Source organism: Stenotrophomonas sp. 85239_Sma, assembly GCF_056481725.1.
Genome location: NZ_CM151163.1, coordinates 3,810,878 through 3,832,576, shown reverse-complemented (window position 1 = coordinate 3,832,576; position 21,699 = coordinate 3,810,878). Strand labels below are relative to the sequence as shown.

The 21,699-nt window shown below is 67.9% G+C and carries 14 protein-coding genes and 1 pseudogene; 9 read left to right on the top strand and 6 right to left on the bottom strand.

Annotation, left to right across the window (positions count from 1 at the left end; translation table 11 throughout):
• The first annotated feature begins 126 nt into the window (after positions 1 to 126).
• Positions 127 to 2,418, top strand: a complete 2,292-nt coding sequence (locus ACYKG1_RS17775; RefSeq protein ID WP_262083704.1) for an NADP-dependent malic enzyme — start codon at positions 127 to 129, stop codon at positions 2,416 to 2,418.
• 439 nt (positions 2,419 to 2,857) lie between these two features.
• Here the strand turns inward: ACYKG1_RS17775 and ACYKG1_RS17770 are convergent, their stop codons facing one another.
• Together ACYKG1_RS17770 and ACYKG1_RS17765 are read right to left on the bottom strand one after the other, a co-directional pair.
• Entirely contained in the window at positions 2,858 to 3,601 is a 744-nt protein-coding gene (locus ACYKG1_RS17770; RefSeq protein WP_478471033.1) for a basic secretory protein-like protein, read from the bottom strand.
• On the bottom strand, positions 3,598 to 6,942 hold the full coding sequence (locus ACYKG1_RS17765; protein ID WP_478471032.1) for a GH92 family glycosyl hydrolase: 3,345 nt from the start codon (positions 6,940 to 6,942) through the stop codon (positions 3,598 to 3,600). Before ACYKG1_RS17765 ends, ACYKG1_RS17770 begins: the two co-directional genes overlap by 4 nt.
• Before the next feature lie 420 nt (positions 6,943 to 7,362).
• Here ACYKG1_RS17765 and ACYKG1_RS17760 point away from each other — a divergent pair, with 420 nt between their 5' ends.
• The 4 genes and pseudogenes from ACYKG1_RS17760 (at position 7,363) to ACYKG1_RS17745 (ending at position 10,498) form a co-directional block, all read left to right on the top strand.
• A complete protein-coding gene (locus ACYKG1_RS17760) occupies positions 7,363 to 7,560 on the top strand; it encodes a zinc-finger domain-containing protein (RefSeq protein ID WP_005410967.1) in 198 nt (65 codons plus the stop codon).
• 15 nt (positions 7,561 to 7,575) lie between these two features.
• Positions 7,576 to 8,691 carry a glycosyltransferase gene (locus tag ACYKG1_RS17755; protein ID WP_100473865.1) on the top strand — a complete coding sequence of 372 codons (1,116 nt, stop codon included), beginning with the start codon at positions 7,576 to 7,578 and terminating at the stop codon, positions 8,689 to 8,691.
• Positions 8,672 to 10,003, top strand: a complete 1,332-nt coding sequence (locus tag ACYKG1_RS17750; protein WP_478471031.1) for an O-antigen ligase family protein — start codon at positions 8,672 to 8,674, stop codon at positions 10,001 to 10,003. Before ACYKG1_RS17755 ends, ACYKG1_RS17750 begins: the two co-directional genes overlap by 20 nt.
• A gap of 138 nt (positions 10,004 to 10,141) precedes the next feature.
• Positions 10,142 to 10,498 (top strand): annotated as a pseudogene (locus ACYKG1_RS17745) (REP-associated tyrosine transposase).
• A 42-nt stretch (positions 10,499 to 10,540) separates the two neighbouring features.
• On the opposite strand, the gene ACYKG1_RS17740 reads toward ACYKG1_RS17745, so the two are convergent.
• On the bottom strand, positions 10,541 to 11,458 hold the full coding sequence (locus tag ACYKG1_RS17740; protein ID WP_478471030.1) for an LpxL/LpxP family Kdo(2)-lipid IV(A) lauroyl/palmitoleoyl acyltransferase: 918 nt from the start codon (positions 11,456 to 11,458) through the stop codon (positions 10,541 to 10,543).
• A 60-nt stretch (positions 11,459 to 11,518) separates the two neighbouring features.
• On the opposite strand from ACYKG1_RS17740, the gene waaA reads away from it, so the two are divergent.
• Positions 11,519 to 12,817, top strand: coding sequence for a lipid IV(A) 3-deoxy-D-manno-octulosonic acid transferase (gene waaA / locus ACYKG1_RS17735; RefSeq protein ID WP_478471029.1), 1,299 nt, complete (start codon positions 11,519 to 11,521; stop codon positions 12,815 to 12,817).
• A 223-nt stretch (positions 12,818 to 13,040) separates the two neighbouring features.
• Entirely contained in the window at positions 13,041 to 14,288 is a 1,248-nt protein-coding gene (locus tag ACYKG1_RS17730; RefSeq protein ID WP_478471028.1) for an amino acid transporter, read from the top strand.
• A gap of 100 nt (positions 14,289 to 14,388) precedes the next feature.
• Here the strand turns inward: ACYKG1_RS17730 and ACYKG1_RS17725 are convergent, their stop codons facing one another.
• The 3 genes from ACYKG1_RS17725 to ACYKG1_RS17715 all read right to left on the bottom strand — a co-directional run bounded on the left by ACYKG1_RS17725 (position 14,389) and on the right by ACYKG1_RS17715 (position 17,229).
• Positions 14,389 to 15,747 (bottom strand): TolC family outer membrane protein, encoded by a 1,359-nt coding sequence (locus ACYKG1_RS17725; protein WP_100473860.1) that lies wholly within the window; start codon positions 15,745 to 15,747, stop codon positions 14,389 to 14,391.
• Between the two features lie 16 nt (positions 15,748 to 15,763).
• Positions 15,764 to 16,411 (bottom strand): protein-L-isoaspartate O-methyltransferase family protein, encoded by a 648-nt coding sequence (locus ACYKG1_RS17720; RefSeq protein WP_188485904.1) that lies wholly within the window; start codon positions 16,409 to 16,411, stop codon positions 15,764 to 15,766.
• 140 nt (positions 16,412 to 16,551) lie between these two features.
• Complete coding sequence (locus ACYKG1_RS17715; protein ID WP_262083709.1) at positions 16,552 to 17,229, bottom strand: TetR/AcrR family transcriptional regulator; 678 nt, start codon at positions 17,227 to 17,229, stop codon at positions 16,552 to 16,554.
• Positions 17,230 to 17,347: 118 nt separating this feature from the next.
• On the opposite strand from ACYKG1_RS17715, the gene ACYKG1_RS17710 reads away from it, so the two are divergent.
• Together ACYKG1_RS17710 and ACYKG1_RS17705 are read left to right on the top strand one after the other, a co-directional pair.
• Positions 17,348 to 18,478 (top strand): efflux RND transporter periplasmic adaptor subunit, encoded by a 1,131-nt coding sequence (locus ACYKG1_RS17710; RefSeq protein ID WP_478471027.1) that lies wholly within the window; start codon positions 17,348 to 17,350, stop codon positions 18,476 to 18,478.
• A 4-nt stretch (positions 18,479 to 18,482) separates the two neighbouring features.
• Positions 18,483 to 21,644, top strand: a complete 3,162-nt coding sequence (locus ACYKG1_RS17705) for an efflux RND transporter permease subunit (protein ID WP_478471026.1) — start codon at positions 18,483 to 18,485, stop codon at positions 21,642 to 21,644.
• Positions 21,645 to 21,699 lie beyond the last annotated feature (55 nt).

Sequence of the window (21,699 nt, the reverse complement as noted above, 5' to 3'; positions counted from 1 at the left end):
GTACCGTCGCATACGGCACGGAATTGTGCGGTCGCAGCATGCTTGCGACAGGATAGCGACAGGTCCAGACGCTCCAACGGGGGTATCATCCCCTGTCCCTTCTGCCCATTCATGTAACCCACATCGATGTCCAACGAAGATTTCAAACAGGCCGCCCTCGATTACCACCGGATGTCCCCGCCGGGAAAGATCAAGGTTTCCGCTACCAAGCCCATGCTGACCCAGCGCGACCTGTCGCTGGCGTATTCGCCGGGCGTGGCGTACGCCTGTGAAGCGATCAAGGCCGACCCGCAGCAGGCCAGCGAGCTGACCGCCCGCGGCAACCTGGTGGCGGTGATCTCCAACGGCACCGCGGTGCTGGGCCTGGGCAACATCGGTGCGCTGGCCGGCAAGCCGGTGATGGAAGGCAAGGGCGTGCTGTTCCAGAAGTTCGCCGGCATCGACGTGTTCGACATCGAAGTCGATGAGACCGACCCGGACAAGCTGGTCGACATCATCGCCTCGCTGGAGCCGACCTTCGGCGGCATCAACCTGGAAGACATCAAGGCGCCGGAATGCTTCGTGGTCGAGCGCAAGCTGCGCGAGCGCATGAAGATCCCGGTGTTCCATGACGACCAGCACGGCACCGCGATCATCGTCGGCGCCGCCGTGCTCAACGCCATGGCCATCACCGGCAAGAAGATCGAGGAAGTGAAGCTGGCGACCACGGGCATGGGCGCGGCCGGCATTTCCTGCGTGAACATGCTGGTGCAGCTGGGCCTGAAGCCGGAGAACATCCTGGCCTTCGACCGCGAGGGCGTGATCCACACCGGTCGCACCGACCTGGACCCGGAAAAGCAGCGTTATGCGCGCGACACCGACAAGCGCACCCTGGCCGAGATCGTCGACGGCGCGGACATCTTCCTGGGCCTGTCGGCACCGGGCATCCTGACTGCCGAGATGGTCAAGACCATGGCGCCGGATCCGGTGATCTTCGCGCTGGCCAACCCGACCCCGGAAATCATGCCGGAACTGGCGCGCGCCGCCCGTCCGGACGCGATCATCGGCACCGGCCGTTCGGACTACCCGAACCAGGTCAACAACGTACTGTGCTTCCCGTACCTGTTCCGTGGCGCGCTGGACGTGGGCGCCACCGCGATCAACGAGGAAATGAAGATCGCCTGCGTGCGCGCCATCGCCGCACTGGCTCGCCGTGCTGCCACCGACATGGGCTCGGCCTACGGCGGCGACACCCCGAGCTTCGGCCGTGAATACCTGATCCCGCGCCCGTTCGACCGCCGCCTGCTGGTGGAGCTGTCGGCCGCCGTGGCCCAGGCCGCGATGGACTCGGGCGTGGCCTCGCGCCCGATCGACGACATGGGCGCCTACCGCGACAAGCTGGCCCAGTTCGTCTACCGCACCAGCCTGATGATGAAGCCGGTCTACGACCGCGCGCGCAGCGACAAGCAGCGCGTGGTGTATGCCGAAGGCGAAGAGGAAGTGGTGCTGCAGGCGGTGCAGAACGTGGTCGATGACGGCCTGGCGCACCCGATCCTGATCGGCCGCCCGGAAGTGATCGAATCGCGCATCGAGCGCCTCGGCCTGCGCCTGAAGATCGGCGAGAACGTTGAAGTCACCAACATCAACGACGACCCGCGCTTCAACGAGTACTGGCAGTACTACCATGGCCTGACCGGCCGTCGTGGCGTGACCGTGGCCGCGGCGAAGAACCTGATGCGTTCACGCCCGACCCTGATCGCCGCGGTGATGGTGGCGCGTGGCGAAGCCGATGCGATGCTGACCGGCATCGTCGGCCGCTTCCACAAGAAGCTGGGCTACGTGCGCAGCGTGCTGCCGCTGGAGCCGAAGGTCACCTCGACCTCGGCGATGACCGGCGTGATCAACCAGCAGGGCGTGTTCTTCTTCGTCGATACCCACGTGCAGGAAGACCCGACCGCCGAGCAGCTGTGCGAAGCGACCCTGCAGGCGGCCTACCGCATGAAGCTGTTCGGCATCGAGCCGAAGGTCGCGCTGCTGTCGCACTCCAACTTCGGCAGCCATGATTCGAAGGACGCGCTGAAGATGCGCCAGGTGCGCGAGCTGCTGCTCAAGCGCAACCCGCGTCTGAACGTGGATGGCGAAATGCAGGGTGACACCGCGTGGGATGAAGCGCTGCGCCAGAAGCTGCTGCCGGGCTCGACCCTGCAGGGCCGCGCCAACCTGTTCGTGCTGCCGAACCTGGAAGCGGCCAACATCGCCTACAACCTGGTGCGCGTGTTCACCGACGGCGTGGCGATCGGCCCGATCCTGATGGGCGTGAACAAGCCGGTGCATATCCTGACCACCAGCGCGACCTCGCGCCGGATCCTGAACATGACCGCGATTGCGGCGGTCGATGCGCAGATCCGCAAGCAGCTGGAAGCGGAAAAGAAGGCATAAGCCTTCTTTTCCTTCCGCTGCCCACGCATTCTTCCTTTACCCCCGCCTTCGGCGCGCCCCTTCAACAAGAAGGGGCGCCTGGCCGGAACAATGATGGCGCGGTTGGACGTCGGCGCAAATGAGAACACCGGGCACTGCCCGGTGTTTTCATTTGCCGCAACGGCCGCCGAACCTGCCACACGCGCTACGCAACCCGGTCATTTCCCTGCAATGCCGTTGCGGCCCAATACGCCTACGCGGCCTGGCCGTGGGAAGGGTCCGGACCGGCCTTCCCACCCTGGGCCCGACCACCTCCCCATCGGCGAAAGTGTCATGCGCAATCGAGTGACCCGGCGGTATTTCCAGCAGCTGTTCGCGCTCTACGCAGGTTTCGTGCAATCGCGCTGAGGCAGCGATGCGGTAGCGCCGGGGATGCCCGGCGGACGTGTGTGCGTGGGTGTCAGCGCCGCTTTCCGCGGCGTGCAGGGGCCGGCGGCGGTGCGTCGGAACGCGGCTTGGCGTACTGCGCCCACAACGCCGGCAGTGCCTTGCCGGTGTGCTTCTGCCATAGCGCCGGTGCATAGCGGCCGTCGCGCAGGGCTTTGTCCAGCGCCAGCACCAGGCCCGGATGCTCGGCCTCGGCCCATTTCAAGAACGCGCCGGTGACCCGGTAGCCGCTGTCGAAGTTCTGGCCCTTCTCGACCTTGCCGGGCAGCGCCCAGCCGGCCGCGGCATTGTCCATGCCGTAGCGGTCGCGTGCGTAGTCGGCGATGCCTTCCACCAGCCAGCCCGGCACCCGCGCGTCGCCGTAGCCCGGATAGCCCTGCACGATGTGCATGGCCTCATGGGTGACCAGGTCGATGTCGTTCGGATGCTGTGCCAGCCAACCCGGATTGATCGTGATCGTCGCCGCCTGGTCCTTGTCGCCGACGAACGCGATGCCGGTGTAGGCCGGATCGATCACGATGCGCACCATCGACGGCGCAGCCGGGTGGAAGTCCGCGCGTTCGCGCAGGTAGGCGAAGTAGAACGTATCGATCACCCGCTTGCGCTGCGGCGCGGCCAGGGCGCCACGGGCGTCCTGGTAGTTCAGCGTCACGCCGTCGCGGGTCAGCTGCGCATCAAAGGCCTGGGTCTGGCCAAGGCTGGAAAAGGAAAGGGCAACAAGGGCCAGAGGCAACAGACGGTAGCGCATAGGGTTCATTGTACGGCGCTGGGCGCCAACAGTTCGATCTCCGCCAGCGGCAGCCGGCCCGGCGCCGCCAGGCGCAGCCGGTACTCGCTGTAGCGACCGGGTTTGGCGATGCGGAACGGGCGGGTCTGGCGGGCCGACTCGAAGGCTTCGCCGCTGCGCTGGTCGAGCACGGTCCAGCGGCCGTTGCCGTTGCGTGCTTCCAGTGCCCATTCGCCGCCCTGGATGCGGCCGTCGCCGCTGGTGAGCGTGTACATCATCGGCGCGCCTTCGGCCAGGCCGGTCAGGGCGATGGTTGCGCCGCCGCCCAGGCCCACGGTGGTGGCCGCATCGTCGTCGACCAGCGCCGGCAGGGCACGGCCATCGGCCAGCGCCGCCTTCGCACCGCTACCGAGCAGGTCGTGCAGCAGCTGCGGCCGCTGGCCACGGGCGGTCAACGAGCGCGGCACGTCCTCCACGCCGCTGCCCCAGCGCGAGGGCTGCGGTCCCATCACGAAGTCCAGCGTCGCACCCTTGGCAATCAGGTCGTGCGGCACCCAGGTCTTCGTCCAGGGCGTGCCGTTGATCTTCAGCGACTGCACGTAGATGTTCTCGCGTGAGTTGTTGGCCGCGTTCACGGTCAGCACCGCGCCGCCCTGCAGTTCCACCCGCGCGTGACGGAAGGCCGGCGAACCGATCACGTACTCCGGCGCGCCCATGCGCAGCGGGTACAGGCCCAGCGAGGCCAGCACGTACCATGCCGAGGTCTCGCCGTTGTCCTCGTCGCCTGGATAGCCCTGGCCGATCTCGCTGCCGACGTACAGCCGGGACAGGATCTCGCGCACGTGCTGCTGGGTCTTCCACGGCTGCCCGGCGTACAGGTACATCCACGGGATGTGGTGCGCCGGCTGGTTGCTGTGCGCGTACATGCCCATGCGCACGTCGCGCGCTTCGGTCATCTCGTGGATGGTGCCGCCGTAGGAGCCGGCCAGTGCCGGGTCCGCGGTTTCCGGCGTGGCGAAGAAGGCATCCAGCTTCGCCGCCAGCTTGTCGCGGCCACCGTACAGCGCGGCCAGGCCTTCGCCATCGTGGGCGGCGGTGAAAGCGAAGGTCCAGCCATTGGATTCGGTGTAATCGTGGCCCCACACGCGGGGGTCGTAGTCCTTGGCATCCACGCGCCAGCGGCCATCGTCCGTGCGGCCCTGGAAGAAGCCGGCGGCCGGATCGAACATCGTCGCGTAGCTGGCGGCGCGGTAGCGGAAGTAGTCCGCTTCGGTGCTGTAGCGCTCGCGTGCGGCAGGCGTGGTCGCGCGCCTGGCCAACGCGTCGGCCATATTGGCGATGCCGAAGTCATTGAGTGCGCCTTCCATCGTCCACGACATGCCTTCGTGCACGTCCGCGCTGGCGTAGCCACGGAAGGTCGAACGGTCCATGCCCTTGCGGCCGACATGACGGTCGGGCGGGACCACGGTCGCGTTCTTCAGCGCGGCGGCATAGGCCTCGGCCGGATCGAAGCCGCCGATGCCCTTCAGCCATGCATCGGCGAAGGCCACGTCCGAGCTGGTGCCGACCATCAGGTCGGCGTAGCCCGGCGACGACCAGCGCGCGATCCAGCCACCGGCACGGTACTGCTCGATGAAGCCCTGCACCATCTGCCCGGCATCGTGGGGGGTGAACAGTGCATAGGCCGGCCAGGTGGTGCGGAAGGTGTCCCAGAAGCCGTTGTTGACGAACACCCTGCCGTCGCGCACGCCGGTGAAGCTGCGCTTCGCGCTGCCGTCGGTGTTGTCATCGCTGGCGCTGGCCTGGTTGGCGTAGCGCCAGTCCGGTGCGGCCGCGCTGCCCGCGTTCTCGTAGCCGGAATTGGGGTACAGGTACAGCCGGTACAGGCTGGAGTACAGCGTGGTCTTCTGGTCGTCGCTGGCATCGCCGATATCGAAGCGGGCCAGGCGTGCGTCCCATGCATCCTGCGCGCGGCCGGCCACGCTCTCCAGCGTATCGGTGGCGGCGATCTCCAGTGCCAGGTTGTGCCGCGCCTGCTCCACCGAGATCAGCGAGGTGGCGATGCGCATCGTCACCTGACGGTCGCTGCCGGCATCGAACTTGATGTAGCCGGTCGGGCGGCCGGTGTCGAGGTGGCCGCTGCCGCGCCAAGGCTTGTCGAAGCTGGCAACCACGTACATGCGGCTGGCGCCGTTGGACAGGCCGCTGCGCGTATCGGTGTAGCCGGACAGCGTCTGCGTGGCGGCGTCCAGGGTCAGGCCACCACGCGCGTCGACGTTGTCGAACAGCAGGTTGGCGTCGCCGCCTTCGGGGAAATCGAAGCGGAACACCGCAGCATGGTCGGTCGGCGCGATCGCGGCGGCGATGCCATTGTCGAAGCGCACGTCGTAGCGGTAGGGACGTGCGCTTTCATGGTTGTGGTCGAACGACAGCGCGCGCCTGCGGCGGTCGGCATCGGGCACGCCACGGCTGGCCGAGGGCATCACCTGGAAGGTCTGGCGGTCGCCCATCCACGGGCTGGGCTGATGGCTCAGCGCCAGTGCCTGCAGCTGTGGACGGTTCTGCGCATCGTTCTGCTCGTTCCAGCGGTACAGCCAGTTCAGTGCGCCGGCATCGGTGACCGGGGTCCAGAAGTTGAACCCGTGCGGCACCGCCGTGGCCGGGAAATTGTTGCCGCGCGAGAAGGTGCCGTTGGCCTGGGTGCCGCGGGTGGTCAGCACCCAGTCGGAGACGCGCTGTGGCTGCTGCCTCGGCACTGCATCCAGGCGCACGTCATCAATCCAGCCAGAGACCGGCGCGCCCTCGGCACTGGCCACCTCCAGCTCGATCGCCACCACGCGGCGCCCCTTCAGCGTGGGTACGTCGCCCAGCCGCACCGCCTTGCGGGCCCACTGTTGCGGGTACAGCGTCTTCGACTCGCCCTGCGCGCGTGCGCCGATCGCCACGCCGTGCTGGTCGCGTGCCTCACCGGCCGAAACGCGGCTGCCATCGTCCAGCAGCAGGTCCAGCGAGACAAAGGTCGAAGCGACGGTGTCCTTGCCGACGATCTCCGGCAGTACCAGCCACGACAGCGTGGTATCGGCCTCGATGGGCAGGTCGGCCTTGAACAGTTCGCGCCGCGCGCTGCCGCCCGCGCTGCTGTAGCGCAGTGCATGCAGGCCGCTGTAGCCGGCGTTGCGCTTGGCGGTGTAGGGCGCGGCCGGTCCATTGCCGATCGTGACCTGAAGTGCACCCGCCGCCTGTGACGGGGCAGGTTCGCCCGGTTCGAACGAGGTCTGCAGCCCCTGTGCCAGCACCGGCATCGCAGTGGTCGCACAGGCCAGGGCCAGGGCGAGTGGAAGCAGGGCGCGGCGCGGATCGGACAGGGTCATGCAAGGGTCTCCCGGAAGGGCTGGCGGCGGGCAGAACCCGCATCGGCGGACACCACGGACGGCATCGCTCCGCCCGCCAGGCTGGCAGTGGGAGAGGCGATGCCGGTCCGGTGGGGGCGGGCCATGCGATCGGGTTGGATTGGAGGGGTCGAGGTGCGACCCGGCCCGATCCTGCAACAGCCGCCGCGCGCTGGCAAGTGCCATTTAGTTCGATCCAAATGCGGGAAATATCGCTGGAGGCGATTCCGGTGAGCGAACCTGCCGGAACGACCACAGAATCCTGCCTGGCGCTGCCGCCCGGCGTGCGGCGGGGAGATGCGAGGCATCGACGGGCGGGCGCAACGACCCGTTGCGGCGCAATGTCGGTGCGGCCCAGATGCTAGAATCACAGGCCTCGCAACCCGTTCACCGACATCCGCCATGAGCCATACCGCCACTGCGCCCGCCAACGCCGAGAAGCGCTACACCGTGCACCGCAGCGATCTGCCGCTGAGCTGCCCGACCCCGGAAATGGCGCTGTGGAACTCGCATCCGCGCGTGTACCTGCCGATCGAAGACGAACCCAACGGCGAAGCGCAGTGCCCGTACTGCGGCTCCGTGTTCGTGCTGGCCGACTAAACGGCGGCCCCTTCGATGCGCCGATTGACCGTGGTGCAGTTGCTGCCGGCGCTGCACTCCGGTGGTGTCGAGCGCTCGACCCTGGAAATCGCTGCGGCCCTGGTTGCCGCCGGCCATCGCGCGCTGGTGGTGTCTGCCGGTGGCCGCCTGGTGCAGCCGCTGCTGGACAGCGGTGCCGAGCACCTCACCCTGGACATCGGCCGCAAGTCGCTGCTGACCCTGCGCCATCTGCCTACCCTGCGCCGGCTGTTTGCCGAGGTTGGCGCGGACATCGTGCATGCCCGTTCGCGGCTGCCGGCCTGGCTGGGCCTGTACGCCATCCGTGCCATGCCTGCCGCGCAGCGCCCGCATTGGGTAACCACCGTGCACGGGTTGAATTCGCCCAGCCGGTACAGTGCGGTGATGACCAGTGGCGAACGCGTGATCTGCGTGTCCAATACCGTGCGCGCGTACGTGCAGCGCCACTACCCGACGGTGCCGGAAGAAAAACTGCAGGTCATTCCCCGCGGTGTCGATGTCGGCCAGTTCCCGCGCGTGGCCCGTGCCGACCGTCGCCCGCGGCTGGCATTGGCGGCCGATTACCCCTGGCTGGCCCAGGTGGAAGGCCCGCTGCTGCTGCTGCCGGGGCGCGGCACCCGGCTGAAGGGCCACGCCCACGCGCTGCAGTTGCTGGCCGACGTGCGTGCCGCTGGCGTGCCTGCCCAGTTGTGGATGCTGGGCACCGACGAACCCGGGCGCGAGGCCTATGTGGCTGACCTGCGCAGCCAGGCTGCGGCATTGGGCGTGGCCGAGGCCGTACAGATCAGCACGCCGACGGCACGCATCGCCCAGGCCTACGCCGCCAGCGATCTTGTGCTGCAGTTGTCGGACAAGCCGGAAGCCTTTGGCCGCACCGTGGTCGAGGCGCTGTCGGTCGGCCGCCCGGTGCTGGGCTGGGACCACGGTGGCGTGGGCGAACTGCTGCAGCAGCTGCAGCCCAGCGGCGCGGTGCCGCCCGGTGATGCACGCGCGCTGGGTGAACGTGCGCTGGCCCTGTTGGCGCAGCCACCGTCGTTGCCGACCCGCATCCCGTTTACCCTGCAGGCCATGCAGCGCGATACCCTCCGCCTCTATGCCGATCTCGCCGGCTGACCCCGCTGTCATCGTGCGCGACGACCGCGCCGGGCGCTGGGCGCCCTGGTGGGTGCTGGCGTACGTGGCGATGTGGCCGTTGCCGGGCATCGCCGAGACCGTGTTGGGCCTCGGCGCGATCTATGCTGCCGCGCGCATGGTCATGCGCCGGCTGCAGCGCCGCCCGCACCTGTTGAGCACCGCCGCCTGGGCGCTGACCTCGATCCTGTTCCTCGGTTACTGGCTGCCGCAGGCGTTCTCGGCCATCGATGCCATCGACCCGTCGGCCTCATGGACCAAGGCCGCTGCCGGGCTGCGCTACCTGCCCTTCATGTGGCTGGTGGCGATCGCGGTGGCCACGCCGGAACGGCGGCGGCTGACCTTCGGTGGCCTGGCACTGATCACCGGCGCGTGGACGCTGGACGCACTGGTGCAGGCGCTGGCCGGCACCAGCCCGTGGTTCTGGTCGTTGGAGCACCTGAAGCTGGCCGTGAGTGGCCACGCGCTGTGCCCGGCCGGCGAAGCTGTGCTGGCCGACCGCCTCAGTGGCGTGCTTGGGCCGTGCAATCTGAAATTCGGCCAGGTGCTGGCCAGCCTGTCACCGTTCCTGTTGCTGCCGATGGCGCGGCGTTTCGGCAGTGCCGGGTGGCTGCTGGCCGCTGCCGCGCTGGGATGCGTGTTGCTGCTGGCCGGTTCGCGCGCCTCGTGGATCACCTTTGCGCTGGTGCTGGCCTACAGCGGCGTGCGCCAGTTCGGCTGGAAGCGGCTGCTCCTGCTTGCCCTGGTGGCGGCGATGGGCACGGCCGCACTGGCAGCGGGCGTGCCGCAGCTGCGCGAGCGTGTTGCGCGCACGGCCCAGGCATGGAACGAAGACGGGCAGGGCGTTGACGAGGCACTGTCGGGGCGCGCGCGCATCTGGACGGCGGCGGTGTGCATGATCGAAGAACATCCGGTCAACGGCGTCGGTGCGCGTGGCTTCCGCGATGCGTATCCGGCGTGCGTGGCCGACGAAGGCCCCGCAGTGTGGGGCAATCAACCGGCGTTGCACGCCCACCAGATCGTGCTGGAAATCCTTGCAGAAACCGGCGTGCTGGGCTTGCTGCTGTGGTTGGCGGCGGTGGCGCAGGCCTGGCGTGCCTGGCGCTATGCACCGCCGGCCGCGCGTGATCGCGCCCGCCCGGCGATGCTGGCGCTGGCGGTGACCGTGTTTCCGCTCAATACGCACCTGGCGTTCTATTCCGCGTTCTGGGGTGGCCTGACCGTGCTGCTGGCGGCCCTGTTCGCCGGCAGCCTGCTGGCCCGCGACGCAGATGATTCCCCGCCGGTGAAGTGACCGCGCATCTGCGCCTGGCAGGGATCAACCATGGAGCCGATCAGTAGATCCACGCCATGCGTGGATGGGGCTTTCCCGACCCGAACACGGCGACATCTCCAATATCGGTGTCCCCCACCGGTTGCGCACGCTGGAGGCATGGCCAGCCCCAGACTTCGCCACGGTCGGTATTCCCGATCCGGCAACGTGTACTCATTGACCACAGCAACCCTGGACCGCGAACCGTTTTTCGCCGATGCGGCCAACGTGGCGATCCTGGTTGACTGTCTGCGCTTTGTCGAGCGCCGCGGTATCAGCCACAGCCTCGCCTGGGTGGTCATGCCCGACCATCTGCACTGGCTGATGGAGCTGCGCAGCGAAACCTTGGCCGAGTGCATGGCCCTGCTGAAGTCGCGCAGCAGTCGGCTGCTGAACCGGCGATTCCGGTCCGTGCGGGCCTGGCCAGTGCGTTGGGTGAGTACCCGTACGCACGCATGGTGCCGTTGGCCGTTGTAGTTGCCGGCACCCGGATGCAGAGCATCCACGCATGGCGTGGATCTACTTGTAGAAATCGCTCCGGCCGCCCGGCTGGCGCTTGAAACGGCGGTGGATCCACAGGTACTGGTCGGGGGCCTCGCGCACCATTGCCTCGATGGCCTGGTTGACCCGCGTGGTATCGGCTTCCACGTCCTCGCTGGGAAAATTCTCCAGCGGGGCGCCGATCTTCAGCACGTACTTCCCGCCTTCGCGGCGGTGGAAATAGGGGATCACCGCGCAACCAGTCATCCGTGCCAGCTGGTGGGTGGCGGTGATGGTCGAAGCGGTGTGGCCGAAGAACGGCACGAACACGGTGTCCTTGCCACGCATGTCCTGGTCCGGCGCGTACCAGAGGAAGCCGCCCTTCTTCAGATGGCGCACGGTCGCGCGGATGTCCTCGTTGGCGAACATCGCCTTGGCATAGCGCAGGCGGCCGAACTTCACCGCCCACTCGTACACCGGGTTCTTGTGCTTGCGGTACATGCCGGACAGGTCGACATAGTCGCACAGCAGCCGCCCGCACATTTCCAGGGTCATGAAGTGGCCGGAGACCAGCAGCACGCCGCGGCCTTCGGCCTGCATCTGCCGCAGGTGTTCCAGGCCTTCGATCCGCACGTGCGGGCGGATGCGGTCGATGCTGCCCCACCAGGCACGGATGCACTCGAACACGCCCACGCCAAGCGCGTCGAAACTATCGCGCACCAGGCGCTGGCGCCAGGCTTCGTCCTTCTCGGGGAAGCACAGCTGCAGGTTGACCTCGGCGGCGCGGCGGCGGCTGCCAAGCAGGCGCCAGGTAATCCAGCCGACGCCCCGGCCCAGCGCGCGCTGCAGCATCCACGGCAGGCGGGCGATGGCGAAGGCGCCGAACATGGCGGCAAACATCGGCCAGTTGCGCGGATCGCGCAGCGATGGACGGACGGCGGTGGAGGCATCTGACATGGGGCCATTCTACCAAGGCGGCCGCGTGTCTTTCCCCGGGGGCTCCCGTATCCTTGCCGCATGCGTAAAGACCCTGTCGAATGGATCCTGCGCGGCCTGTATTCGGTCGTGCTCTACATCCTGCTGCCGATCACCGTGTACCACCTGGTCTGGCGCGGCTTCCGGGTCCGTGAATACTTCCGGCGCTGGGATGAACGCTACGCCTCCTATCCGCAGCCGACCGGCCAGCCGCGGGTGTGGCTGCACGCGGTCTCGGTAGGCGAGGTCAATGCCGCCGCTCCGCTGGTCAATGCCCTGCGCCAGCAGCGCCCGGACATCCGCTGGGTGATCACCACCATCACCCCGACCGGCTCCGAGCGCGTGCGCGCGCTGTGGGGCGACGCCCTGGACCATGTCTACCTGCCCTACGACGTGCCGGGCAGCGTCAACCGTTTCCTGGGCCATTTCCAGCCCAGCCTGGCGCTGATCCTGGAAACCGAGCTGTGGCCGAACATGCTGTTCGGCTGCCGTGACCGCGGTATTCCGGTGTACATCCTCAATGCCCGGTTGTCGGCGCGTTCGCTGCGCGGCTACCGGCTGCTGGCCGCACTGATCCGCCGCGCGCTGCGCACCGTCACCTGCGTGGCCGCGCAGTCGCAGGACGATGCCGAGCGCTTCGTGCAGCTGGGGGCGGAGCCCGGCCAGGTGCAGGCGCTGGGCAACCTGAAGTTCGACATCGCCACACCGGATATGCAGGGCTTCGTCGAACAGTTCCATGCGCGGGTACCGGCCGCTCGTCCCGTGTGGATCGCCGCCAGTACCCATGATGGCGAAGAGCAGGCGGTGATCGACCTGCACCGGCGCCTGCGCCAGCAGCATCCGGACCTGCTGCTGATGTGGGCACCGCGCCATCCCGAGCGTTTCCCGAAGGTGGAAGCACTGGCGCGCGAACAGGGCTGGAGCGTGGCGACCCGCCGCGTGGACCAGTGGCCGCACGCGGCCACCGACGTGTTCGTCATCGATACCCTCGGCGAGCTGATGCCGTTCTATGCCTGCGCCCAGGTCGCCTTCGTCGGCGGCAGCCTGCAGGCCATCGGCGGCCACAACCTGCTGGAGCCGGCCGCGATGGGAACGGCGGCGGTGACCGGCCCGCACCTGCACAACTTTGCGGAAATCTCCCGGCGCATGCGTGAGGCCGGTGCGCTGTTGATCGGTGAGGACGCGCAGGCGGTGGGCGATCTGCTGCAGCACCTGCTCGACGATGCCCAGGCCCGCGAGGACATGGCACGCGCCGGTTGCACGCTGGTCAGCAACGGCCGCGGCGCGCTGCAGCGCACGCTTGCCCTGGTCGCGCCGCACCTGCCCCCGCCGCACGAGTGATTCCGTCAGCGCGGCGTCAGCGGCGCTGGCGAGCATTGTCGTGATCAACTTCATCAATTCTGCTTAGCGACGATTTTTCTGTCGTTGCTGGACCGACCCTGCCAATGGCAGCGTGCCTGCCATCACATCGTGGCGCACACGGCACCGATTCTGATTCCGCAGGGCGACGCAGGCTGCCAGCCTGCTGTCGACCGCGCTTGGGCGGATATCAAGGGAACTTGCGATGGACGGCGACAGGGGCAGGGACGGCACCGGTGGGGCCCGGCTGGGCATGGACCATCTGGCAGTGGTGGCGCTGACGCTTCTGGTGGGCGGCAGCGTGATCGCGCTGGTGGGTCAGCACACGGCGGCGCAGGCCGGTCCGGCCATCGTGCTGAGCCTGTTGCTGGCCGCACTGGGGGCCGGCCTGGTGCTGTGCTGCCTGCAGGATATGGTGCTGCGGCTGCCGGCGGCAGAGGGCCTGCACGGGCTGCTGGCTGCCAGCTGGGGGTCGCGGGTGGCTGGCGTGCTGGGCGTCGCCCTGCTGCTGGAGCTGGTGGCGACCACGGCGGGCGTGGCGCAGTCCATGGCCCACCATGTATACGCGGTGCTGGCCGCGGAAGGCCTTCAGGCCAGCGACTGGCTACCGGAACAGGTGACGGCGGCGATGGGTCTGCTGATGCTGGGCGCGCTGGCGTTGCTGCCGCCTCGGCGTGCGGTGCTGGTGGCCTGTGCCCTGCTGACGGTGAAGGTCGGTGCGGGGGTGTTGCTGCTGGCGCTCGCGGCACGTTACGTGCACTACGCCCACTGGATTCCCTGGCTGCCACCGGCGACCGCGCCGTATCGCTTTGGGCTGGGCGGTGTGCTGGCGGCTGCGGTGCCGCTGCTGGGGGTATTTGCCAGCGTCGGCTTGGCACTGGGCTTTCCTGCGCTGCGCCGCCGGGGTGCGATGTGGCAGCCGGCCGTGCTGGCGCTGGTCTCGTTGCTGGCGATGTTGCTGCTGATCGTGCTGGCAGCATTGCAGGCCGGGCTGGTCGAGTTTTCCGCGCTGGCCAGTACCCGGCCGCTGTCGGTGGCGCTGCAGATGCATCCGCAACTGCAGTGGATGCTGCCGTTGTTGCCCTTGGCGGGGGCCGCGGGTCTGGCCGCGCTGCAGCTGGTGCTGCTGATGCTGGCCGTGCGGCTGGCAACGTCGCTATGGCCGGGGAGGGGGGATGCGGTGGGACGATCCCGCGCCGGCCTGACCGTGGCGGTGGTCGGGCTGCCAGCGGTGATGCTGGAGTTGTGGCTGCCGCTGGGCACCCTGCCGACGCTGCCGGGTCCGGCAACCCTGCTGGTGATGGCGGCACTGTGCCTGGCGGTGCTGCGTCGACGGAAAGACACGCGGCAGGGCGCAACCGGCCGCGAGCTGATGCTGCCGATGCTGGCCCCCTTGGCGGCGGCCCTGTGCCTGCTTGCGGCGCTGGAGCGCCTGTGGGCATGGCCAGGCTGAGGATTCGCGGGGCCACGCAACAGGACGGTGCGTGTGGAGGCACCGCCTGCAAAAAAGCCACCCTTGCGGGTGGCTTCTTCGTTGCCGGCGGGGCGACGGATCAGTGCGTGGTCGTTGCCGGGTTGCCCGCGTCCTGGGTCAGCAGGCGGTTGACGTCCTGCAGCTCGGCCACGTCCAGCGCACCCAGCGACTGGCTCAGCAGCAGGCGGTTCTGCAGGAAGGTGTAGCGGGCCTGGGCGTAATCCAGCTGCGCCGAGAACAGGATGCGCTGGTTCTGGATCACGTCCAGCACGGTACGGGTACCGACTTCCAGGCCGACCTGCGAGGCGTCGTACGCGCTCTGCGCCGAGACCACCGCCAGGCGGCGTGCTTCCACTTCGCTGATGCCCTGAACCAGGGTCTGGTAGGCATTGCGGGTGTTGCGGTCCAGGGCGCGCTTCTGCTGCTCGTAGCCGTCCTGGGCGATGTCACGCTGGGCCAGCGCCTGGCGCACGCCCGACTGGGTGGCACCACCGGAGAAGATCGGCACGCTCAGGGTCAGGCCGATGCTGTTGGTGCGGGCGTCCGGCGACAGCGAACCGGAACCGGTGCTGTCACCCCAGGTCGCGCTCTTGCCCCAGCTGCCGCCCAGCGACAGGGTCGGGTAATGGCCGCCACGGGCGGCCTGCACGCCAGCCTCGGCGGCGCTGACCTTCAGTTCCTGGGCCTTCAGCGCCGGATTCTGGGAGGTGGCCTGCTGCACCAGCTCGTCGATGTTGCCGCGGTTGGCCGGCACTTCCGGGCGGAAGTCCGCCGGCAGGCCACGCAGGTTGGTCACAGGCTGGCCGGTCAGTTCGGTCAGCGCCTGGTAGTTATCGGCCAAGGTGTTCTGCGCAACGATGGTGTTGGCACGCGCCTGGTCGTACTGGGCGCGTGCTTCGTGCACGTCGGTGATCGGCGCCAGGCCCACTTCCAGGCGCTTGTCGGCGAAGTCGAACTGCTTCTTCGCGGCCGCTTCATTGGTCTGTGCGGCGTTCAGCGATTCGATCGCCACCAGCACGTTGAAGTAGGCCGCCGAGGTGCGCACGATCAGGCTGTCGTTGGCCGAATCGAGGGTGAAGTCCGCCGCCTTGCTCAGTTCACGCTGCGAGCGCAGGTTGTTGATCTGGGTCCAGTTGAACAGCGTCTGGCTGCCATCGATCGTGTAGGTGCGGCGCTTGCTGGTGAACGAGCCGGAGTTGGCGTCGGCATTGGGCTCGCTGCGCGTGCGGTTCAGCTGGGCCTGGCCGTTGATCTGCGGCAGCAGGGCAGCGCGGGCCTGCACGGCGCCTTCCTTGTCGTACAGCCGGGTCGATTCGGCGGCGGACAGCTGCGGATCGCCATTGCGCGCCATTTCGTAGACCTGCAGCAGGTCGGCGGCATGGGCGGACAACGGCAGCAGGGCAGTGGCCAGCGCAACAGCGAGGGATCGGCGGATCATTGCGGCTTCCTTGGACTCAGAGGTGGAACTGGGGGGCCGGGGCGGCACCACGCAGGTAATCGATATCGGTCTCGAACAGGGACTCGCTGCTGCCGTCGGCCTTGACCAGCAGGGCCTCCATCGCCGGCGAGCGGCCGTGGATCACGAACAGGCGACCACCCGGACGCAGCCACGAAGCGAACTGTGACGGCACGACGTCGACCGCACCAGTGACACAGATCACGTCAAAGCGGCGTTCGGTCTGCCAGGTCAGGGCGTCAGCCACTTCCACGCGGACATTGGTGCCCAGGCCGGAGGCATCCAGGCGGGCGCGCGCGGCGGCGGCCAGCTCCGGGTCGATTTCCAGGCTCAGCACGTCGCGCGCCAGCGCGCCGATGCAGGCCGACAGGAAGCCGCTGCCGGTGCCGATTTCCAGCACTTCGTCACCCGGCTGCAGGTCCAGCGCCTGCAGGGTACGGCCCTCGATGACCGGCTTCATCATCTTCTGGCCATGGCCGATCGGCAGTTCGACATCGGCGTAGGCCAGTGCCCGGTGTGCATCGGCGACAAAGGCCTCGCGCGGCAGGCGGGCCAGGACGTCGAGCACCTTGATGTCCAGCACGTCCCAGGGACGGATCTGCTGTTCCACCATCAGTTCGCGGGCGTGGGCGTAATCAATCGTCATGAGGTTCAAATCCAGCGCAGTGGGCCGGCCATTTTACCGGTGCCGGAGGCCGGCGGCGCGCCCAGAGCATCAGCTGCCGGGGGGCCGGGGTCGCAGTGCCGGAAGTCATCGCGACCTCCGGTTCATTCAGGTTTGCCGTTTCAGCCGGTTCCGGCCCCTCGCGGCGCATAGGCGCGCAGGAAGAAGTCGATGCTGGCGGTGACATGGACAAGAGGGTCGCACTCCACCGGTGACAGTGGCATGCCGCACATCATATGCATGTGCACTTCGCCCTTGACCAGGGTCAGGAACTGCTGGCCAGCCAGGTAATAGTCGGCGATGTCCAGTTCGCCGCGCTGACCGCGCGCGCGCAGGAAATCGGCCAACGCCTCGCAGGTACGCTCCGGGCCGGCCTGCCAGAACAGCTCGCGCAGGCGCTCATCGGTCTCCGGCGCCATCATCATGCGCTGGATCGAGATCGCCGCGTCGGAGGTGATCAACTCGAAGAAGGCCAGGCCGATACCGATCAGCTGGTCGCGCAGTGGGCCGTCAGCGTCGGCCACGAACAGCGCGTCCGGCAGCATTTCGATGCACTTTGACTGCACGGCTTCGGAGAACAGCGTCTCCTTGTCACCGAAGTGGCTGTACACAGTCAGCTTCGAGACGCCGGCCTGAGCGGCGATGGTGTCCATGCTCACGCCGGTATAGCCCTGTTCGATGAACAGTGCCTTGGCTGCTTCAAGGATCGCCGCGCGCTTGCCGAGGTCCTTGGGGCGCCCGGGTCCGGCGGCCTTGGCAGCGGGCTTGGCCGACGGCTTGCGGGAAGTGTGAGAACTCATCGCGACAATACTAGACCAAGCGGTTCGATATTTATACTATACCGGCCGGTTTATTAAATTGGGCCGGCAGTCCCGGCTCCCCCTTAGTTGCAACCCTGCGTTTTCAGGACGTTGACCGATGAAGATCGTGCGCTGGATGGGCGGTATGGTGTGGATGGCTGCGCTGGCAGCCTGTTCGGGACAGGAGCAGGCGCCACAGGCGGCCGTACCGGTGCTGGTGGTTCACCCCGGCGAGCAGGCCGGGCAAGCGCCGGCGGCGTTCCCGGGCACGGTGCGCGCACGACAGGAAAGTCCGCTGTCGTTCCGCGTCGGCGGCAACCTGGTCAAGCGCCACGTCGATGCAGGGCAACGGGTGAAGAAGGGCGACGTGCTGGCCGAGCTGGACGTAGCCGACTTCGCACTGCAGGCCCGTGCCTCGCAGGCGCAGCTGGCTGCGGCGGAGGCCGATCTGGTGCGTGCCCGCGATGACCTCAAGCGCTACCAGGTGCTGGCCGACCAGCAACTGGTCAGCCGCTCGCAGCTGGACCAGCAGTCCGCCGCCTTCAAGGCCGCGCAGGGGCAGGCCAATGCCGCTCGCGCCAACCTCGATGTGCTGCGCAACCAGGCCGACTACGCGCAGCTGCGCGCGCCGGCCGATGGCGTGATCGCCAGCCGCGAGGCCGAAGCCGGGCAGGTGGTGTCGGCCGGCCAGACCATCTTCAACCTGGCCGCCGATGGTGCGCGCGAAGTGCTGATCGACCTGCCCGAGGGCACCATCCGCGACTATGCGGTGGGCCAGCCGGTCGAGGTGGAGCTGTGGAACCGCCCCGGCCAGCGCCTGCCGGGCACGATCCGCGAGATCGCGGCCGCCGCCGATCCGCAGGCGCGCACCTACGCGACCCGGGTCAGCCTGCCGGCCGATGCGCTGGCCGATGTCGAACTGGGCCAGAGCGCGCGCGTCTACAGCAGCGCTGGCCGCCACGGCACCCTGCAGCTGCCGCTCGGCGCGCTGCAGCGCGGCGCCAATGGTGCCGCCAGCGTATGGGTGGTCGATCCGGCCAACAGCACGCTGAAGGCCGCAGCGGTCACCACCGGCGCCTACGGCAGCGAGACGGTGCCGGTGCTGTCCGGGGTGGGCGCCGCTGACTGGGTGGTCGCCGCCGGCGGGCACCTGTTGCGGGCCGGCCAGCCGGTGATCGCCGTGGACCGCCAGAACCGCCCGGTGCTGAAGCCGGCCACGCCGACCGCTGCCGCCAAGGCCAAGGAGTAAGCCGGTGCGCCGCTTCAATCTTTCCGAGTGGGCGTTGTCCAACCGCCCGTTGGTGCTGTTTGCGATGCTTGCCTTCGCGCTGATCGGCGCGTGGTCGTACAAGCATCTGGGCCAGTCCGAGGATCCGCCCTTCACCTTCAAGGCGATGGTGGTGCGCACGCTGTGGCCGGGCGCCACCGCCGAACAGGTTTCGCGGCAGGTCACCGAGCCGATCGAGAAGGCACTGATGAATACCGGCGAGTACGAGTTCATCCGCTCGTATTCGCGCCCCGGCGAATCGCAGGTCATCTTCATGGCGCGCGACAGCCTGCGCTCCAGGCAGATCCCGGACCTGTGGTACCAGGTACGCAAGCGCGTGGGCGATATCCGTCCCACGCTGCCGCGGGAGATCGTCGGCCCGTTCTTCAATGATGAGTTCGGCGACACCTACGGCAACATCTATGCCTTGACCGGCAAGGGCTTCGACTACGCGGTGATGCGCGACTACGCCGACCGCATCCAGCTGGAACTGCAGCGCGTTCCCGACGTTGGCAAGATCGACCTGGTCGGCCTGCAGGACGAGAAGGTGTGGATCGAGCTGTCCAACACCCGGCTGGCGACGCTGGGTGTGTCGATGCAGCAGGTGCAGCAGGCGTTGGCCGACCAGAATGCAGTGACCGGTACCAGCTTCTTCGAGACCGCCACCGACCGCGTACAGCTGCGTGTGACCGGCCAGTTCAACGACATCGAAGCGATCCGCCAGTTCCCGATCCGTGCTGGCGACCGCACCGTGCACCTGGGCGACATCGCCGAGGTCAAGCGTGGCTTCGCCGATCCGGCGTCGCCGAAGATGCGATTCATGGGCGAAGAAGCGATCGGCCTGGCGGTGGCGATGAAGGATGGCGGTGACATCCTCAAGCTGGGCGCCAACCTCGATGCCGAATTCGAACGCCTGCAGAAGACCCTGCCGGCCGGCATGCAGCTGCGCAAAGTGTCCGACCAGCCGCAGTCGGTGGAGGAGTCGGTCGGCGAGTTCGTGCAGGTGCTGACCGAAGCGGTGGTGATCGTGCTGCTGGTCAGCTTCTTCTCGCTGGGCCTGCGCACCGGCCTGGTGGTGGGCGTGACCATTCCGTTGGTGCTGGCGATGACCTTCTTCGTCATGCACTACTTCGACATCGGCCTGCACAAGATCTCGCTGGGCGCGCTGGTGCTGGCGCTGGGCCTGCTGGTGGACGATGCGATCATCGCGGTGGAGATGATGGCCACCAAGATGGAGCAGGGCTTCGATCGCCTGCGCGCGGCCAGTTTCGCCTGGGAATCCACCGCGTTCCCGATGCTGACCGGTACATTGATCACGGCAGCCGGCTTCCTGCCGATCGCCACGGCCGCCTCGAGCACGGGTGAGTACACCCGTTCACTGTTCCAGGTGGTGACCATCGCACTGGTGGTGTCGTGGATTGCCGCGGTGCTGTTCATCCCATACCTGGGCGACAAGATGCTGCCGGACCTGTTCAATCCGCAGCCGCCGAAGCCGGGCAGCCTGTCCGCGCGCTGGCTGGCCAAGCGCCGGCAGTGGGCCGATCGCTATCCGGCGCTGGCCAACCTGATCGCGCCGCCGCAGCATGGGCATGACCACGATCCCTACCAGCGCCCGTTCTACCGCAGCTTCCGGCGCTTCCTGGATGCCTGCCTGCGCCGCCGCTGGTGGGTGATCGCCGCAACCATCGCGCTGTTCGTGTTCTCGCTGATGATGTTCCGCTTCGTGCCGCAGCAGTTCTTCCCGGACTCGACCCGGCCGGAACTGATGGTGGACATCGAGCTGGCCGAGGGTGCCTCGCTGCGCTCGACCCAGGCCCAGGCCGAGAAGCTGGAAAAGCTGCTGTCCAGCCGCGAGGGCATCGCCAACTACGTGTCCTACGTGGGTACCGGTTCGCCGCGCTTCTACCTGCCGCTGGACCAGCAGCTGCCGGCGACCAACTTCGCCCAGTTCGTGGTGCTGGCCAAGGACATCGAATCGCGCGAAACCACCCGCGACTGGCTGCTGCACGAGGTGATCCCGAAGTTCCCGGATGTGCAGATGCGCGTGACCCGCCTGGAGAACGGCCCGCCGGTCGGCTACCCGGTGCAGATGCGGATCTCCGGCGAGCACATCGAGAAGGTGCAGGCGATCGCGCGCCTGGTCGAGGCCAAGGTGCGTGAGAACCCGCACGTGATGAACGTCAACCTGGACTGGAGCGAGCCGAGCAAGGTGGTGCGGCTGGTGATCGACCAGGAGCGTGCCCGCGCGCTGGGCGTGAGCAGTGCCCAGGTCAGCCAGTTCCTGGCCAGTTCGCTCGCCGGCCAGTCGGTGAGCGTGTACCGCGAAGGCAACCGCCAGATCGAGATGCTGCTGCGTGGACCGGCCGATGAACGCAACCAGCTGGAGCTGCTGTCCAGCCTGTCGATGCCGACCGCCAACGGCGGCAGCATCACGCTGTCGCAGGTAGCGACGATGGAGTACGGCTTCGAGGACGGCATCATCTGGCACCGCAACCGGTTGCCGACCGTGACCGTGCGGGCCGACATCAGCGATGGCATGCAGGCGCTGGACGTGGTCCACCAGATCGTGCCCACGCTGGATGGCATCCGTGCCGAGCTGCCCAGCGGCTACCTGCTGGAGACCGGCGGCACCGTGGAGGATTCGGCGCGCGGCCAGAACTCGATCAAGGCCGGCATGCCGCTGTTCCTGGTGGTGGTGGCCACGCTGCTGATGCTGCAGTTGCGCAGCTTCTCGCGTGCGGCGATGGTGCTGGTGACCGCGCCGTTGGGCATCATCGGTGCAACCCTGTTCCTGCTGCTGTTCCGCGCGCCGTTCGGCTTCGTCGCGCTGCTGGGCACGATCGCGCTGGCCGGCATGATCATGCGCAACTCGGTGATCCTGATCGACCAGATCCAGCAGGACATCGACGCCGGGCATGACCGCTGGCATTCGATCATCGATGCGACGGTGCGCCGCTTCCGCCCGATCGTGCTGACCGCGCTGGCGGCCGTGCTGGCGATGATTCCTCTGTCACGCAGTGCGTTCTACGGCTCGATGGCGATCTCGATCATGGGCGGGCTGATCGTGGGCACGGTGCTGACCCTGGTGTTCCTGCCGGCGCTGTACGCGGCGTGGTTCCGGGTCAAGCCGGACGAATCCGGGGCGTGATGCCCCGGGATTTCCGCCTGGGGTCGGGTCCCTTTCCCGCTGGGAATGGGCTCTG